We start from the raw sequence: 14,381 nt of genomic DNA on the forward strand, positions 1-14,381 counted from the left end.
TCGCGGTGCTAGCCTCCGCGGAGCCCCCCAACCCGTTGTGCTAAAGCGCTTGCGCGTGGGAAGGGTATCCCTATGCGACGCCACTTATGCGCAAACAAGCATGATGGCAAACGCGTCAAACATGGCAAACATGGCAATCATGTCAAAAATTATGTCAAAATTTACAGGCGATTAACGTGCCCATATGTTTTAACGGTGCCTCGGAAGGAGAAGCGGCGTCAAAATAAAGCCGGTCACTAATCCACCGACGTGTGCCGCTAAATCAATGCCGGAACTCAAACTCATCAGTAAGTTAATCCCGACTAACACGAGAATGCCTTTCCCCGAATCCCCGTCGACGTACCGCCGCACGCGCAAGTACAAATACATGTAAAAACCGAATAAGCCATAAATCGCCCCAGACGCACCGGCACTAGTCGAATACCAATTAAACAGATAGCTCGCCACGTTGCCACCTATGCCAGCGACGACGTAAAACAGGGCGAAGCGCGTGTGACCGAGTAGCCATTCTACCGTAGGGCCAAACACATACAAGGCAAAACCGTTAAAAAACAAGTGCTCAACCCCGATGTGGAGAAAAATCGGCGTAATGAGCCGCCACCATTGGCCGTCGTCAATGAGGAAACCGACTTTAGCCCCAAAGCGCGTAAGTACTTCCGTCTCCGTCGATCCCCCACTGAAGGTCATCGCCAAAAAAAGGATCACGTTAATGCCTAAAATCACTGTGATGACAGGAAATTGTGTGCGAAAGGCGCGAAACGTCGGCGCAGGCATTCGAAACAATTACTTCCCCTCCTTCAGGGACAATACGTGGGCAATCGGTTCTCCGACGCGGACAGCTTCCCCTGCTTTAATCCTTGGTAAAAACGTTACACATTGCGGCGGAAACAACAGAATAACGGTAGAGCCGAATTCAAAACGACCGAGTTCTTCGCCCTTGTGCACGGCGATTGCCGGTTCGTACAGGCGTTCCGCTGGACGAGCGCCTTTCACATTCGTCCCGATCGTCGGGTCGTAGTCTACTTTAATACTTCCGACGTTTGTCGCCCCGACTTTTACTAACGCGACTGTGCCGCAGTCCGTCAGTAAATATGAAATGAGCCGCTCATTGCGTACGTACAGCTGCCTCACGAGCCGAATGCCCCGCTCGTTTACCGGATACAGCTCGCCCGGTATATAACGCATCGCCTCGATGCCAGCGGCGATTGGCGCGTGAATGCGGTGGTAGTCGCGCGGACTTAAATAAAGGGTAATAAAAGACCCGTTGTAAAAAGAGGCGGCTCGCGCCTCATCGCCCCCCAACAATTGTTCAACCGTGTATGCATACCCTTTAGCTTGGATCAATTGATTGTCGCGAATCGTCCCCCGTTCAGCAACCGTCCCGTCGACCGGACTGACAATCCGCTCGGGATGTGTGTCAATCGGACGTGCGTCGGCACGAAGGCGGCGAATAAAGAAATCGAGCAATGAGTCAAACTCCGAAACGTCTTTCACTACATCGCGCGTATCGATGCGATACATTTTAATGTACAGTGGTATGAGACGCCTGGACCACTTGCGGCGCATTAGCCGTCCGAACTGACGCGACACCCATCGTTTCGGTAACCACTGCATTAATTTAAGCCAACATTTATCGTTCATTTTATCACACCATCGTCAATCATTCGTTCCCATGTATTCATATTGTGATCCTCGCCGCGTGTCTTATGTCGCCTCTCCATCTTCAGGAAACGACTGCTGTAGCTCTTTGATCGCTGCTTGCAGCTGTTTGCGCAGCTCGCGCTCCACGTCCCACTGGGCCATGTTTTTCGTACGTGCAATGATGCGTAATACTGTCTTATCCGCCTCGGCACTCTCGACGCCGACGACATCCGGCCCTTCGACGATGTCGGGAGTCCGCTGCTTCAAGTCGTCGCACGCCGCTTGTAGGACGCGAATTGCTTCATCCGTATCGTAACTGTACGGAATCGTCATGTCGACGAGTGCGCGCCTATTGCCGCGCGAATGGTTCGTCAATGTACTGACGTTGCGGTTTGGCACGAAGTGCAGATCGCCGTTAAAGTCCCGTACCTTCAGTAAGCGCAAACCGACTTCTTCCACAATGCCCGACACCCCGGCGACGGTCACATATTCATCGACGTTCACTTGGTCCTCGAGTAACACAAAAAAACCGGTGACGATGTCACTGACGAGCCCTTGGGCGCCAAAGCTGATCGCGAGGCCTAGGATGCCGACACTCGCGATAATTGCCGACGTCGCGACGCCGAATTTGTCGAGAATCGCGACGACGGCGATAAAGAAAATCGTGTAGCCGATCGCACTCGTCGTCAGCGATTGCAATGTTTTGTAGCGGTGGGCTTGTCCGTTGCTTACTTGGGCGCCGCGGGCGAGTGCGCCTGTCGCGACTTTTTTTGCGACGACGTTTGCGACGAGCGCGACGAGGGCGATCATGACGGAATCGATCACCGGTTGCCAAAAGGATAGTTGTGCGATATTCCAACCCCACATAGACGCGAAATCAACTCCTATTCACTGCTGCAAATTGTACATTACTACTATCATAAAGTTTATCGGCAATACTTTCCATAAAAAAGTAAAAAAACTTGGTGTTATTTTATGAGACTTGGTTACAATAACCGTCAACGGAGGTGATACCAAGTGGCTTTTCAACCGAAAGGTGCTGCGAAGACAAATGCCAATAAGGTTCGCCAACAGAACCGCGCAGCCTCACAAGGCGCTAGCGATGCTGAATTTGCTTCCGAAACGGATGCGCAACACGTACGGCAACAAAATCAACAGGCTGAATCGAAAAAGCAACAAAACCAACAGTAACTGTGCGTAAAATACGAGGGGCCCCTCTTCTAGCGAAGGGCCCCTTTCAACCGTTCTGCATTGCGCTAGTCGTACAAAGGGGTCGCATGTATATATCTCCTCTATCAGATGCGCCCACGTTATTTCTTACCCTTGTGCATAAATTGTTCTTCGTACAGTTGAATTAACTTAAGCACGATCGGCCCGGCCCCTAGGGAACCGTAGCCGCCCTCCGGCACAATCGCCGAGACGGCGACTTGCGGGTCATCAGCCGGGTAATAGGCGAGCATGACCGCATTTTCAACAATGCGACCGCCGACGATTTGCTCAGACGTCCCCGTTTTCGCCGCTGCCGGTTTAGAAAGTACCATTAAATCTCTTCCCGTTCCTTCGGGGGTATTAGCGACTAACTTCATCCCGGCAATGATCGTATCAAACGCCTCCGGCTTCACGTCCTTCGCTTCACTCATCACTTTCGGCTTTAGCTTCTTCACGACCTTGCCGTCGGCGCTAACGATTTTGTCCACCACTTGGGGCTGCATCCGTTTGCCGCGGTTGGCGACAGTGGCCGCGTATTGCGCCAGTTGGATCGCTGTAGCCCGGTTGTACTGTCCGAACGACGCTTGAATGAGCGCCCCTTGTACACTCGTCGTCTTCGCAACGGCCATATACTCTTCTTCACCGCTACTCTCGCCAGGTAAATCGATCCCCGTCTCTGTAAACAAGCCAAATATGCGTGCGTATTTGCCTAACCGCTGCAAACTGTCGCCTTTTTCGCCACCCGTTTTGCCGTACAGTTTATTAGCGCCCCACGCCATGTACGTATTGGATGACTTCTGCAGAGCTGTTTTCGGGGTAAGAAAGCCTAATGAAGCGAATCCAGCGTTCGTAATCGGTGGCGTCCCGTTGGCATATTTGAAATATTGCGGATCCGACCACCCCGTATTTGGTCCAATCACCCCTTCGTTAATCAACGTAAAAATAGTAATCGGTTTAAACGTCGACCCCATCGGCAAAATAGACGACGGATGGTTAAAAATCTCCTTTTCCGGGTCACTTGCACGGCGCACGTCTGGAGGCGCATGTCCAATCGCCCCGTTGTTCATCACATACTGCATTTCTTTACGGTAGAGCTTATCGGAGACCCCTTTATTCCATATGTTCGGGTCGTAGTCAGGGTAACTGATCAGTGCGCGCACTTTCCCCGTTTTCACATCCATGACCGAGGCGTATGCCGTTTGCGGTGGATATTGATTGTCCCGCAAATGCTTTTCGATAAACTTCTCGCCTTCTAGCTGGATCCGTTCGTCGATGTTTAAATAGAGCGAGTTGCCGATTTCCGGGTTTTTGTGGTCCACTTCTTCGATGATTTTCCCGAGGTGATCGACACGTACACTCGTCGACCCGTGCTTGCCGCGCAAGTAGTCTTGATAGGAAAATTCGATGCCGTCATTACCGACTTGCTCCCAATCTAAGTACGCACTTGGGTTCTTCTTCTTAATTTTTTCGTATTTCGTCAGCGATTGCGATCCGGCAAACGGACGGACGTAGCCGATCGTTTGCACCGCAACGGTATCTTTGCGGTAACGGCGCAACGGCTCCATGACGACGTTGACGCCGGGGTAATCTTGCGGGCGCTCGCGGATTTTCGCCACTTGCGACTCTTTAAGGTAGTCCTTAATTTTTTTCGGCGAAAAAGCCGGTTGGATGCGGCCGCGTGCCTTGCCCTTAATATCGATGCCGACGTCCATCGCTTCGATCACTTTCTCCGGCTTCATCTTCAGCAGTTTGGCCAACCGTTTCGCCATAGCGATCTTTTCTTCATCCGATTCGCCCGTTTCGATATACATCGCGGCAAAGATCGGTTCGTTCGAAACGAGTGGCTCCCCCTTACGGTCGTAAATGACACCCCGCGGTGCCGTTATCGGTATCTCCTTAACGTCGTTCTCGCGCGCGATTTTCGAATAGTGATCGCCTTTCACGAGCTGCACGGCACCGACATTCAAATACAACACGGTAAATAATATAAAAATGAAAAACCAAAGTAAGTGCAGCCGATTGAACAACATTTTTTTTCGTTTAATGTGTAACTTTTTTTCTTTATCTATCATTTGTACGTCGCCCTTTTAATTTGTAAAGTGCCTATTACATCATATCACAAGTCGTCCTCCTTAGTATAACGGTACAAACGCAAAAAAGGTTCGATCCATCTCACCAATCGAACCCTTTTAGGGCGATGTGACGCGCACACGTGTAGGCGATCTTGCCTGTTTCGTTAAGCGTGACTTTTCTTCACTTCGGACTCATGCAGTTGCTGATTCACGCAGACACATACGAGCTCAGCCACTGACTGCTTTTACTGAGCTGTAGGCGTCAATCATGCCCATTTTGCGGCTCGATATGCCGGCGATCGGTCGACTGCCCCCTTGCATGATCGCGTCGACGTCCGCAGGGGTAAGCTCCGGATGCAAGGCAAGCAAAAGTGCGGCAGTGCCCGCGACGTGAGGAACGGCCATCGACGTGCCGCTCAACTCTCGCGTGCTGCCGTTGTTCCATGCCGACACGACTTTGTCACCCGGAGCCGCCAAGCTCACCTCGCGCCCAATGTTACTAAACGCCGCCAGTTGGTTGTTCTTACCCGTCGCCGTCACGGCGATCGTTTCTGGATAACGCGCTGGGAAGTCCAACTTCCCTTTCGTCCCTTGGTTGCCTGCGGCCGCCACCATGACGATGCCGCGGCTGCGCGCTTTTTGAATCGCGTATTTAAGGCTCTCGCTCATTTTATCCATGCCGAAACTCATATTAATCACCTGCATGCGGTTGTCGATGCACCAGTTGATCGCTGTGAGTAAGTCGGACAAATTAGCTGTACCTTTGCGGTTAAACGCCTTTACTGCGTACAAATGGGCGCGTGGCGCAACGCCGATCACGCCGCTCGCATTTTTGCGGCCGGCGATCGTCCCGGCGACGTGCGTCCCGTGGCCGTTGTAATCATACGGGGAAAACAGGGGCGACAAGATGTTCACACCACCGCGGTAATTGCGTTCAATGGCAGCGTGGTCGTAAGCGACACCGGTGTCGATCACCGCCACTTTCACCCCTTTGCCCATTGAGTGCCGCCACGCTTGCGGAGCGTTGATACGCTCAATTCCCCAAGGAATTTGCTTCAACGTTTGCGCAACTTTTCCTTTGAGCGGTTCATCAATTTTTATTTCAATATCGGGCTCCGAAATAATAAACCCTGGATGACGTCGTGCAAATTGCCTCGCCCACCTTTCTTGAGGGAAGTCGCCCACAATGGCTCCAATGTGTTTTAAGTAACGGTAGGAGCGACATCCGAATTGTTTTATATTGTGCAAACTCCAACGAATTCGGTCATCGTCCTTTAAATAAAAAATATGCCGGCACTGCTCTTTCTGCGAGAAAAAATGGCGCGGTCTTTCGTCGTACGGCTCGCCCGGCAGCCAGTTTCCGAAAGCAAACATTGCGCGGTCACTCCTCTTCACCATTTAATTTCTGCCCGAATATATTGAAACCGACTCTAAACGGTAATCATCGACAGGAGGTGTCACACGATGCAGACGAGGCGAGGATCAGGAAGACATCGCACATACCGTTCTCGCCGGCAACGACACACAAGGCGCGTCACCGCACCACGCAGTGACACGAGAGCTAATCGATCAAAAATTAGTGTCGCGGATCGCATCGAAGAGGTGCATATTTTATGCCGCGAAATTTCTTCTGCAGTGGCAAACGTCGAAACGTGGATGAATGCAGTCTTTAACGTCACGCGAGCTATTCGCGACAAGAAGGCGCTCAAAGATATCGTTGCGGCCATTTCATCTTTAGAAATGCACGATAACCAAGATGAGTTGAATGAAGCGGCGACAGACGATGGGGGTGAATCGACCGACAATGCGCGATACCGGTCGAATGTCGTGCAATACTTGTTAGATAAAATAAGTCGGTAATTAAGGGAAAAAGTTGGGCTACGTTCTGGTAGCCCTTTTTTTGTTAGCGCCGCTTGCGCCGTTTTTTCGTCACTTTGCTCCCTTTGTTCAACGTTTTGTCGATTTGGCTCGCTTGCGTTTCGTTAATGATCTTTTGGTTTTTTAACGCTTCCAGTGCTTTGTCTGGTCCCCCGGAGTTTTTTACCATATCTGCGATGCTTTTGATTTGTTCGTTACTGACAGGCGCATTCGTAATTTGCCGCAAATAGTTAAACAACCCTTCCGTGCCGCGGGTTTCCTTCGCCCTTTTGGCATCGTATAAAATGCGGTCTAATTTTTTCTCTGTCATCACGTCTTGGCCTAACACAGAGTTTATTAAGTTGGCGAAGTCCTTTTTCGACGGTCGTCCTTCCACGTCACTTACCTCCTTTTCCTTTAACTATGTTACGAACCTATACAAAAAAGAGTGATAGACATTTCCCTATCTAGTCGCAATTAGGCCGGTAAAACGTACCCGCGACGAGAAAAATGCGCACAAAAAAAACCGCTGGTCGTCAGCGGTTCGCGCATAAGCGAGTTCGGTTATTTTTGTTTGTCACTTTTTTAGATCGCAAGCTGCCGGTTTATCGAATGTCAAGTCCGTACCGACTTTGTGGGCGCGAACATAAAAATCGGCGACACAGTCTAACGGATCAGTCACCTCATCAGCTGCCGCGATGTAAAATGTAACAGGTTCATCGCCCGTAAACGACAAATAAAACACTCGGTACGGTACGACGCCACGCTGTTCGTCGTCAATCGGGAACTCGATATCGTGAGTGATGGTTGTACTCGCATACGGGTACGTGACTTGAGCGGTTTCGTTCGTCTCTTCATGACGGAACGTACACGTCCACAGCTGTTTTTCGCCGTCTGCCTCGACACCAGCTAACGTACCGTACTGATAAAGCGCATCCGGGTTTAACGTGATGGCACCAAACAACACGCGCCCGTGCGCTTCTATGTATTCGTTAATGTCTTTGGCGACTTCCTCCGGCGTCATCTCCCGCGACACACCTTGAAAACGACGTACGTATCCTTGTGCAATTTGATATCGCATCGTATTCATGTCCTTTCACATTCCTATTTCGCATACCTATTTCGCATAAAAATTATAACATACGCGTAGCGGGTTGTCCTAAACGACACATTAAAGGGCAGCGGCCGTGACCGCTGCCCAGAAACCATTTATATTTCATTTTTTATTACTGGGGGAATGCTGTGCCTCCGCCTAATTGCTGTTCTGCTAAAGCAACGAGGCGTTTCGTAATTTCCCCTCCGACAGACCCGTTTGCCCGAGAAGTCGTATCCGGTCCTAATTGGACGCCAAACTCTTGCGCAATTTCGAATTTTAATTGATCCAAAGCTTGTTCAGCCGTAGGAACCAGTAACTGGTTAGAGTTCCGTTCACGATGTTGTTGTTGTTGTGGCATAAGTTTCTCACCTCCTTTGGCTGGTGTGATTAGAATGTGAAGAAACGAAGGGCATCATGCGTACTACATTTTGGAATTAACGTAACGCACCGTGTTTTTTTAATACGTGATCCGCTTCTTCGCGGCGCTTCGTCTCTGTCACGACAGTGACGAGCCAGTTTTCCATGCTGTGGTGTGGTTCCCCGCCAGCCATGCCGCTCGCATCGGGCGAAGCGGCAAGAAGGACACCCTCGTCCGGACCTGCCACATCTGTTTCTAATATTTCCGTACCGAGTGAGGCGATCGGTTCGCTGATCGGGTTGTCCAAGTCAGACGCATTAGCGCCAGGATACGGTGACACGACACTTACTTGTACTTCTGTAAAATTGTTCTGTTTCAGCTCTTTCGCCGCGGCGCGGGCAGCAGCTTCCGTTTGAAAATAACGCAATAAGGCGCTTTCGTCCATTAAATACCTCCTCACATCCTCATATATGTGCCCTCTTGTCCAATATGAAAAGCGCTCGGCAGTTCCGAACGCCTTGCAGTACGTATAGTGTGGGTCAGTTGTACACATATTATTAATAGTATTTTTTTCGACCTTGCTCTTCCTTCAAAATTTCCACCGCCTCGCGGAAACGCATAGAGTGAACAATTTCGCGTTCACGTAAAAATTTCAGGCTGTCTTGCAGGTCGGTATCGTCCGTCATGTCGATAAGCCATTGATACGTGGCCCGCGCTTTTTCTTCTGCGGCGATGTCTTCGTACAAATCGGCGATCGGATCGCCTTTCGCTTGAATATATGTGGCGGTCCACGGGACACCGGCCGCATTTTCATAAAAGAGGGCGCGGTCGTGATTGGCGTAGTGTTCCCCTAAGCCAGCCGCCTTAAGTTGTTCGACCGTCGCATCTTTCGTCAGTTTGTACACCATCGTCGCGATCATCTCGAGGTGCGCAAACTCTTCTGTCCCGATGTCGTTTAACAAACCGATCACTTTATCCGGGATCGTGTAGCGTTGGTTTAAATATCTTAACGCCGCGGCAAGTTCCCCGTCCGGCCCGCCGTACTGTTCTAATAAGTACTTCGCCATGCGCGGGTCGCATTTACTGACGCGGACCGGGTATTGCAGTTTTTTTTCATACACCCACATCGTCCGTTCCCCTCCTGTTTAATAATTAAACTTGCCATGGCCACGGCGCCCTTGACCACTCCCAAGGATGTTTAGAAAGACTGTTGCCATTACTCTGTAGCGGACCGAATTGGCGCTCGAACGACTCTTTCATTTTTTTACGGTGCAACGCCAATCGGTTGAACTGTTTGATCGCTTTCAGATCGTCCGGGTGTGTGTCCAAATACAACTGTAACTCCATCAGTACAAAATCGATTGCCTGTAAATCGCCGAGCTCGCGGTAATACTGTTTTGGAAGGGCTTCTTCCTTCATGATCCGTCACCCCTCCCGGAGCTTTCGTAAGGACTGAAAAGGCACGGCCATAATGTGCCGCGCTTGAGCGCTTCGTACGGCCCGTATTGGGGTAAGTTAGGAGGTTGATACACCATATACAGTTGAGGGGGGGTTTCATACGTCTTTACCCGCTGCGGCGGACAAGGATCGAATGGACTAATATACGGATAGTAAGCTTTACGCTGTGTGAACATGACATTGGCCCTCCTTCCGCGTTTGTCAACGTCATAGTATGCGTTTCCGTTAGGTAAAGGCACATTTTCCGCAAAAATGGGCGCAAAAAAAGAACTCGCCCACAGGGGAGTCCCTTTCGCTGATTCGATCGCTATGTACCTGAGCGTTACAACGGCTAATCGCTCAGTTTGACGTTCAGTGCTTTCATCATGCGCGCAGCGTTTACGTCAGTCCACAGCCGCGTACCGGCGACGAAATCTCCGGCCTCGCCGCGACGTAAATAGTCGTATCGGCACAACACGTGTAACACGCGTTGACACTGTTCACGCCCTTTAACGATCGTTTGTAAGTCTATGAGTAGCGTTTGTTCAGAGCAAGAAACTGGCACTGCCGGCGCACATCGTAACTTAGCTAGCAAGGCCGGCAGCACGAGACGCTGCCAAATAAGTGGAAGCGATGCGTTCGCCTGCTTGTACTGACGTGTTTGCTGTAGAAGAATAGCATCTTTCGATATGGCGGCCGCAATAGCGTCATCTGGAACAACTAAGCTCCCCACCGTTGTCCACCCCCTAAAACTCTTACAGCTAAAGCTTACAGTTTTGCTTGCGCAAACCTGTATTAGTTTATTGTTCCCAGGGGCGGCACCCTTTATACGCATACGCTATGGGCGATGATCGTTACAAACCGCGCGCGCGGCGAACTTCTTGTTCGATGTCGGACCTGCCACGCATTTTTACCGGTATATTTGCATTGAGTACCGTATTGCGGGATGTGCTTTGCGGACGCACCTCTACTTGTCCGACGACATCAAATCCGAATCGTTCACATAATGCGATTAGTTCTTTTTCAAATGCTTCTAACCGCTCTTCGTTAATTTGCATCCGCTGGTAACTTAGCACGAGTGACAAGCGGTCGTCGGCTGTATCGGCGGATCGACTCTTTTGACCTAAAATACGTTCAATGAAATTCATCGCCTCGTGCCTCCCTACCGTATTTTTGTCAAGCGGTACTGAATAGCCGCTTGAGCTTCGCTAGAAAACCCTTCTCCTGTAACTCTAAAAACGGAACATCTTCCCCCGTCAAACGCTTGGCTATGTTAAAGAAGGCTTTTCCCGCAGGCGATTTTTCGTCGTTGATGACAGGATCGCCTGTGTTGGAAGAGCGAACAATGCGTTTGTCTTCCGGGACGACGCCGATCAAATTAATCGATAAGTGATTTTGGATCCGTTCGACACTGAGCATATCACCTTCGTCAATCATTTGCGTATGGACGCGGTTGATGACAAGATCTAATTCGTGCAGCTCCGCAGCTTCTAGCAAACCGACGACGCGGTCTGAATCGCGAACAGACGGAATTTCCGGGTTGACGACGAGAATCGCCCGATCGGCGGGGGCGATCGCATTGCGGAAACCACCTTCGATACCTGCCGGCGAATCGATGAGGATGTACTCGAAATCTTCACGCAGTCTGTCGACGACGTCTTTTACTTGTGCGGGTGACACTTCTTCCTTGTAGCGCGTCTGGGCGGCGGGAAGTAAGTACAAGTTCGTGTATTGTTTGTGGCGCACGAGTGCTTGTCTCAATTTACAAGACCCCTCGACGACGTCGACCAAGTCGTACACGATGCGATTTTCTACCCCGACCATTAAATCGAGCTTCCTGAGGCCAATATCGGTATCCATGAGACATACTTTTTTTCCTAAGCGCGCAAGCCCCATTCCGACCGAAGCAACTGTCGTCGACTTCCCGACGCCCCCCTTCCCACTCGTAACCGTAATCGCAACAGATTCGTTCGCCATTTTTACGGTCTCCTTTCTGTCTATCGCTATAACGAAACAGCACCGGTTGATCGCCTTGTACCGGGCTCATTTTCTTCGTAAGCTTTCATTATTCTTATTTTAACAGATTGCACGGCTGCTTGTCGCATAAATACGACGGACTGCTTGTCGCGCAGCGCGATTACTATGCAACTTTTTCAGCCATACGTTTTTCAACCGTGCGTTTTGCAGCCGTGCGCTTACTGTTGTGAACGAGGATAACTGTTTTGAAGTGTCACTAATGCATCGTCGGGAAATATCTTCCATATTTAAGAGGGGGGTGATCCGTTTCCTTTTTTTAATGAATAAAACCGAACCCTCTAACTGAGCAGTCCGGTTTCTCTCTCATCGATTATCGCGCTAATTGCGAAGCTGCTGCGGCATCGACATAAACGTGCACGTGACGGTGTAACCGTAGCAACGTCGCTGGAATTTGCGTCGTAATGCCACTCGTTTGCAGCTTTCCGATGACTGGGGCTTTCGCTTCCCCGTTCGCCAGCAACATAATTTTCTTCGCCTGTAAGATCGATTCCATCCCCATCGTGATCGCCGTACGCGGTACGTCAGCGGCGTTGTCGAAAAACCGTGCATTCGCTTCGATCGTCGCCTCAGCCAATTGTACGCGATGACAACGCGGCGTAAGTTCCTCCCCTGGTTCGTTAAACCCGATGTGTCCGTTCGTTCCGATGCCGAGAATTTGCAGATCAATGCCCCCTACCTCATTAATTCGCGCATCGTAGGCACGGCAGTATGCATCGACGTCGTCTGGAGTCCCTGACGGTATGTTGATGTTTTCCTTAGAAATGTCTATGTGCGAAAAAAGGTTCTCCCACATGAAATGGTGGTAGCTCTGCGGGTGATCCGGTGCGAGTCCGTAATACTCATCTAAGTTAAATGTCTTCACTTGTGCAAAGCTTAACCCTTCTTCGCGGTGAAGACGAATTAATTCGCGGTATAAACCGAGAGGAGTACTCCCTGTGGCCAACCCGAGGACGGCACGCGGGTTAGCGCGAACTTCCTCTGCTATGGCCACAGCAGCAGCTTTACTTAGCGCCTCATATGTATCGAACGTTTGGAATTGCAAGTTGAACGACCTCCCTGAAATAACCTGTCTCTAGTCATCATATCATAGCGCAGAGTGCCTGTTCACGTCTAATCGTGAATTGTATGTGTCAAGCTTTACTCGACGACCTTACAGGATCAAGGATTTAAAGACCTAAATATGTCATTCCCTAACGTTCACTTGTTGTCCGCCCTTGAGGAGTTAACTCTTCAAGGACGGCGATTAACCACCTTATCCAAATACCCAATAGCACTTGAAGCTGATGCGGCACCTACTTGGATCCTGCCAACTTGAACCCCAATGTGATCCGACTTACCTATTCGCCTCGCATGGCGTTTTAGTTTTTGTGTCACTTGGCGGTTGGGCCAGACAGTTAATAATGCCTGTCTCAACGTCCCATTGGTAACGCCTTGTTGTACTTTGGCGATGGCTTGAGCCCCTTCTTCACTCCAGTACATGCCACGACGTTTCATGCGGTATGCCAGACGTCTCTGGTTCGATTCCATGCATCCCATCCTACGAGCATTTTTTGGCACGTCTGGACTAACCTCACGCCAGTCGCAGAGGATCTCCCAGTGCCCTTCAAGATACTTCTGCATGTTCTCGATACGCTTTTCCTCTCGCTCCGTCTCTGCATTTCCCTGTGCCGTATCAATCACCGCTTTAAACCTATCCTTATTTTTTTCGGATATTGCCTTTTCAATTTGAGGAATGAGCCTTGGCTGGCGGCTCAACCCGCGACGAATACTCCTCTTTACGTGAAAAGGATCCAATTGGCGGACAACCGATGTCGCTTCAGAAAAGGTATTTTGAACGCGTTCCTCAGAGATCCATGAAGCCGCATCCGCATTAGTCGCCACATGTGTATGTGAGAGATCCCAACGATGTCGAATCGCTGCATAACCTATTTCCCAAAAGTCATCCACCGATTCAACGGTAGAAAAGACGTGACGATCTGTTAACGAGACACGCTGTCCGTTTTGCTCCCACCCGGTATAGGCAAGCATATTTTTGATCTCTATTCCTTTGCCTCTCCCTTTGACGTATAAGCCATCTGCTTCGCAATATAAGTGCTTAACGGACGGAGAGTTAGGAATTACCGTATCCTCAAAAATTCGATCCCTTTTTTCAGCATCCATGACAGCTTGAGCTTCACCTGCTTCTTTTACTAAGCGCTGAAACGTCGTATGGCTGATCGTTATACCGGCAAGTTTTTGCGTGACCTCTGAGGCGAGGCGGTAGGTCATTCCCGGCGCTGCAGCTAACTCTGCTCCGAGCATCATAAGGTCTGGGCTGTATCTTTTACGGCGTTTTAAACCGATTGCCTCATCGACAGGGTAATGTGCGTTTCCGTTTCGGTCGTACATCAAGTGGCGTTTATAGGACACTGTCCCAAAAAAACTGGTGAACTCCCGGCTGTCCAATCGCTCACTTTTCCAACCGTATTTTTCCTTGTAATGCGTCGTCATCATCTGATCGAGCTGCTCCAAAAATTCTCCGAACAGATCAGCCATCACTTCCATCAGGCGAATACGTAAGCTTTCCCAAAACGACAACATATCTGTAGACTGTTCCAAGATAGTAGCGATTTCTGGTATAATGGTTTTCAAGGAAGACCTCTCCTTTCGTGGTGGTTAGGAGTACTATTTAGGT

The 14,381-nt window shown here is 50.1% G+C and carries 19 protein-coding genes; 2 read left to right on the top strand and 17 right to left on the bottom strand.

Going from position 1 to position 14,381, the window contains the following annotated elements:
• Nucleotides 1-189: 189 nt before the first annotated feature.
• The 3 genes from BN1247_RS09795 to BN1247_RS09805 form a co-directional block, all read right to left on the bottom strand.
• Nucleotides 190-774: a rhomboid family intramembrane serine protease gene (locus BN1247_RS09795; RefSeq protein ID WP_231633418.1), complete on the bottom strand. Its 585-nt coding sequence runs from the start codon at nucleotides 772-774 to the stop codon at nucleotides 190-192.
• A 9-nt stretch (nucleotides 775-783) separates the two neighbouring features.
• Nucleotides 784-1,641, bottom strand: coding sequence for an archaetidylserine decarboxylase (asd, locus tag BN1247_RS09800; protein WP_054950217.1), 858 nt, complete (start codon nucleotides 1,639-1,641; stop codon nucleotides 784-786).
• Between the two features lie 63 nt (nucleotides 1,642-1,704).
• Complete coding sequence (locus tag BN1247_RS09805; protein WP_054950218.1) at nucleotides 1,705-2,508, bottom strand: mechanosensitive ion channel family protein; 804 nt, start codon at nucleotides 2,506-2,508, stop codon at nucleotides 1,705-1,707.
• Nucleotides 2,509-2,658: 150 nt separating this feature from the next.
• On the opposite strand from BN1247_RS09805, the gene BN1247_RS09810 reads away from it, so the two are divergent.
• Nucleotides 2,659-2,832, top strand: coding sequence for a gamma-type small acid-soluble spore protein (locus BN1247_RS09810; RefSeq protein WP_054950219.1), 174 nt, complete (start codon nucleotides 2,659-2,661; stop codon nucleotides 2,830-2,832).
• Nucleotides 2,833-2,951: 119 nt separating this feature from the next.
• On the opposite strand, the gene BN1247_RS09815 is transcribed toward BN1247_RS09810, so the two are convergent.
• Nucleotides 2,952-4,922 (bottom strand): peptidoglycan D,D-transpeptidase FtsI family protein, encoded by a 1,971-nt coding sequence (locus tag BN1247_RS09815; RefSeq protein WP_054950220.1) that lies wholly within the window; start codon nucleotides 4,920-4,922, stop codon nucleotides 2,952-2,954.
• Between the two features lie 228 nt (nucleotides 4,923-5,150).
• Nucleotides 5,151-6,296 (bottom strand): S8 family peptidase, encoded by a 1,146-nt coding sequence (locus tag BN1247_RS09820; protein ID WP_054950221.1) that lies wholly within the window; start codon nucleotides 6,294-6,296, stop codon nucleotides 5,151-5,153.
• Between the two features lie 90 nt (nucleotides 6,297-6,386).
• Between BN1247_RS09820 and BN1247_RS09825 the strand changes: the two genes are divergently transcribed.
• The gene (locus tag BN1247_RS09825; protein ID WP_054950222.1) at nucleotides 6,387-6,782 is read left to right on the top strand and encodes a hypothetical protein; all 396 of its coding nucleotides are present in this window, start codon (nucleotides 6,387-6,389) and stop codon (nucleotides 6,780-6,782) included.
• A 43-nt stretch (nucleotides 6,783-6,825) separates the two neighbouring features.
• Here the strand turns inward: BN1247_RS09825 and BN1247_RS09830 are convergent, their stop codons facing one another.
• The 12 genes from BN1247_RS09830 to BN1247_RS09880 form a co-directional block, all read right to left on the bottom strand.
• Entirely contained in the window at nucleotides 6,826-7,176 is a 351-nt protein-coding gene (locus BN1247_RS09830; RefSeq protein ID WP_054950223.1) for a hypothetical protein, read from the bottom strand.
• Nucleotides 7,177-7,356: 180 nt separating this feature from the next.
• Nucleotides 7,357-7,869, bottom strand: a complete 513-nt coding sequence (locus BN1247_RS09835; protein ID WP_054950224.1) for a hypothetical protein — start codon at nucleotides 7,867-7,869, stop codon at nucleotides 7,357-7,359.
• Between the two features lie 136 nt (nucleotides 7,870-8,005).
• Nucleotides 8,006-8,233 carry an alpha/beta-type small acid-soluble spore protein gene (locus BN1247_RS09840; protein ID WP_054950225.1) on the bottom strand — a complete coding sequence of 76 codons (228 nt, stop codon included), beginning with the start codon at nucleotides 8,231-8,233 and terminating at the stop codon, nucleotides 8,006-8,008.
• Nucleotides 8,234-8,309: 76 nt separating this feature from the next.
• Complete coding sequence (locus BN1247_RS09845) at nucleotides 8,310-8,678, bottom strand: hypothetical protein (RefSeq protein ID WP_054950226.1); 369 nt, start codon at nucleotides 8,676-8,678, stop codon at nucleotides 8,310-8,312.
• Between the two features lie 112 nt (nucleotides 8,679-8,790).
• Nucleotides 8,791-9,360: a manganese catalase family protein gene (locus tag BN1247_RS09850; RefSeq protein WP_054950227.1), complete on the bottom strand. Its 570-nt coding sequence runs from the start codon at nucleotides 9,358-9,360 to the stop codon at nucleotides 8,791-8,793.
• Between the two features lie 25 nt (nucleotides 9,361-9,385).
• On the bottom strand, nucleotides 9,386-9,652 hold the full coding sequence (locus tag BN1247_RS09855) for a spore coat protein CotJB (RefSeq protein ID WP_054950228.1): 267 nt from the start codon (nucleotides 9,650-9,652) through the stop codon (nucleotides 9,386-9,388).
• Entirely contained in the window at nucleotides 9,649-9,867 is a 219-nt protein-coding gene (locus BN1247_RS17140) for a spore coat associated protein CotJA (protein WP_074011114.1), read from the bottom strand. Before BN1247_RS17140 ends, BN1247_RS09855 begins: the two co-directional genes overlap by 4 nt.
• Nucleotides 9,868-10,022: 155 nt before the next feature.
• Complete coding sequence (locus BN1247_RS09860; protein ID WP_054950229.1) at nucleotides 10,023-10,403, bottom strand: hypothetical protein; 381 nt, start codon at nucleotides 10,401-10,403, stop codon at nucleotides 10,023-10,025.
• A gap of 121 nt (nucleotides 10,404-10,524) precedes the next feature.
• On the bottom strand, nucleotides 10,525-10,818 hold the full coding sequence (locus tag BN1247_RS09865; protein ID WP_054950230.1) for a cell division topological specificity factor MinE: 294 nt from the start codon (nucleotides 10,816-10,818) through the stop codon (nucleotides 10,525-10,527).
• A gap of 28 nt (nucleotides 10,819-10,846) precedes the next feature.
• On the bottom strand, nucleotides 10,847-11,647 hold the full coding sequence (gene minD, locus BN1247_RS09870) for a septum site-determining protein MinD (protein WP_054950231.1): 801 nt from the start codon (nucleotides 11,645-11,647) through the stop codon (nucleotides 10,847-10,849).
• Between the two features lie 370 nt (nucleotides 11,648-12,017).
• On the bottom strand, nucleotides 12,018-12,749 hold the full coding sequence (nagB, locus tag BN1247_RS09875) for a glucosamine-6-phosphate deaminase (protein ID WP_054950232.1): 732 nt from the start codon (nucleotides 12,747-12,749) through the stop codon (nucleotides 12,018-12,020).
• Nucleotides 12,750-12,937: 188 nt separating this feature from the next.
• Nucleotides 12,938-14,287, bottom strand: a complete 1,350-nt coding sequence (locus BN1247_RS09880; protein WP_187119684.1) for an ISLre2 family transposase — start codon at nucleotides 14,285-14,287, stop codon at nucleotides 12,938-12,940.
• Nucleotides 14,288-14,381: the final 94 nt, after the last annotated feature.

It is taken from the genome of Numidum massiliense, assembly GCF_001375555.1.
GTDB classification, from domain to species: Bacteria; Bacillota; Bacilli; order Thermoactinomycetales; family Novibacillaceae; genus Numidum; species Numidum massiliense.

What these genes read in the sequence shown, in the direction of transcription:
- BN1247_RS17140 (WP_074011114.1), bottom strand. Translation starts at nt 9,867, where the DNA reads ATGTTCACACAGCGTAAAGCTTACTATCCGTATATTAGTCCATTCGAT.
- minD (WP_054950231.1), bottom strand. Translation starts at nt 11,647, where the DNA reads ATGGCGAACGAATCTGTTGCGATTACGGTTACGAGTGGGAAGGGGGGC.
- BN1247_RS09845 (WP_054950226.1), bottom strand. Translation starts at nt 8,678, where the DNA reads ATGGACGAAAGCGCCTTATTGCGTTATTTTCAAACGGAAGCTGCTGCC.
- BN1247_RS09850 (WP_054950227.1), bottom strand. Translation starts at nt 9,360, where the DNA reads ATGTGGGTGTATGAAAAAAAACTGCAATACCCGGTCCGCGTCAGTAAA.
- BN1247_RS09820 (WP_054950221.1), bottom strand. Translation starts at nt 6,296, where the DNA reads ATGTTTGCTTTCGGAAACTGGCTGCCGGGCGAGCCGTACGACGAAAGA.
- BN1247_RS09840 (WP_054950225.1), bottom strand. Translation starts at nt 8,233, where the DNA reads ATGCCACAACAACAACAACATCGTGAACGGAACTCTAACCAGTTACTG.
- BN1247_RS09855 (WP_054950228.1), bottom strand. Translation starts at nt 9,652, where the DNA reads ATGAAGGAAGAAGCCCTTCCAAAACAGTATTACCGCGAGCTCGGCGAT.
- BN1247_RS09815 (WP_054950220.1), bottom strand. Translation starts at nt 4,922, where the DNA reads ATGATAGATAAAGAAAAAAAGTTACACATTAAACGAAAAAAAATGTTG.
- asd (WP_054950217.1), bottom strand. Translation starts at nt 1,641, where the DNA reads ATGAACGATAAATGTTGGCTTAAATTAATGCAGTGGTTACCGAAACGA.
- BN1247_RS09795 (WP_231633418.1), bottom strand. Translation starts at nt 774, where the DNA reads ATGCCTGCGCCGACGTTTCGCGCCTTTCGCACACAATTTCCTGTCATC.
- BN1247_RS09805 (WP_054950218.1), bottom strand. Translation starts at nt 2,508, where the DNA reads ATGTGGGGTTGGAATATCGCACAACTATCCTTTTGGCAACCGGTGATC.
- BN1247_RS09835 (WP_054950224.1), bottom strand. Translation starts at nt 7,869, where the DNA reads ATGAATACGATGCGATATCAAATTGCACAAGGATACGTACGTCGTTTT.
- BN1247_RS09880 (WP_187119684.1), bottom strand. Translation starts at nt 14,287, where the DNA reads ATGTTGTCGTTTTGGGAAAGCTTACGTATTCGCCTGATGGAAGTGATG.
- BN1247_RS09865 (WP_054950230.1), bottom strand. Translation starts at nt 10,818, where the DNA reads ATGAATTTCATTGAACGTATTTTAGGTCAAAAGAGTCGATCCGCCGAT.
- BN1247_RS09825 (WP_054950222.1), top strand. Translation starts at nt 6,387, where the DNA reads ATGCAGACGAGGCGAGGATCAGGAAGACATCGCACATACCGTTCTCGC.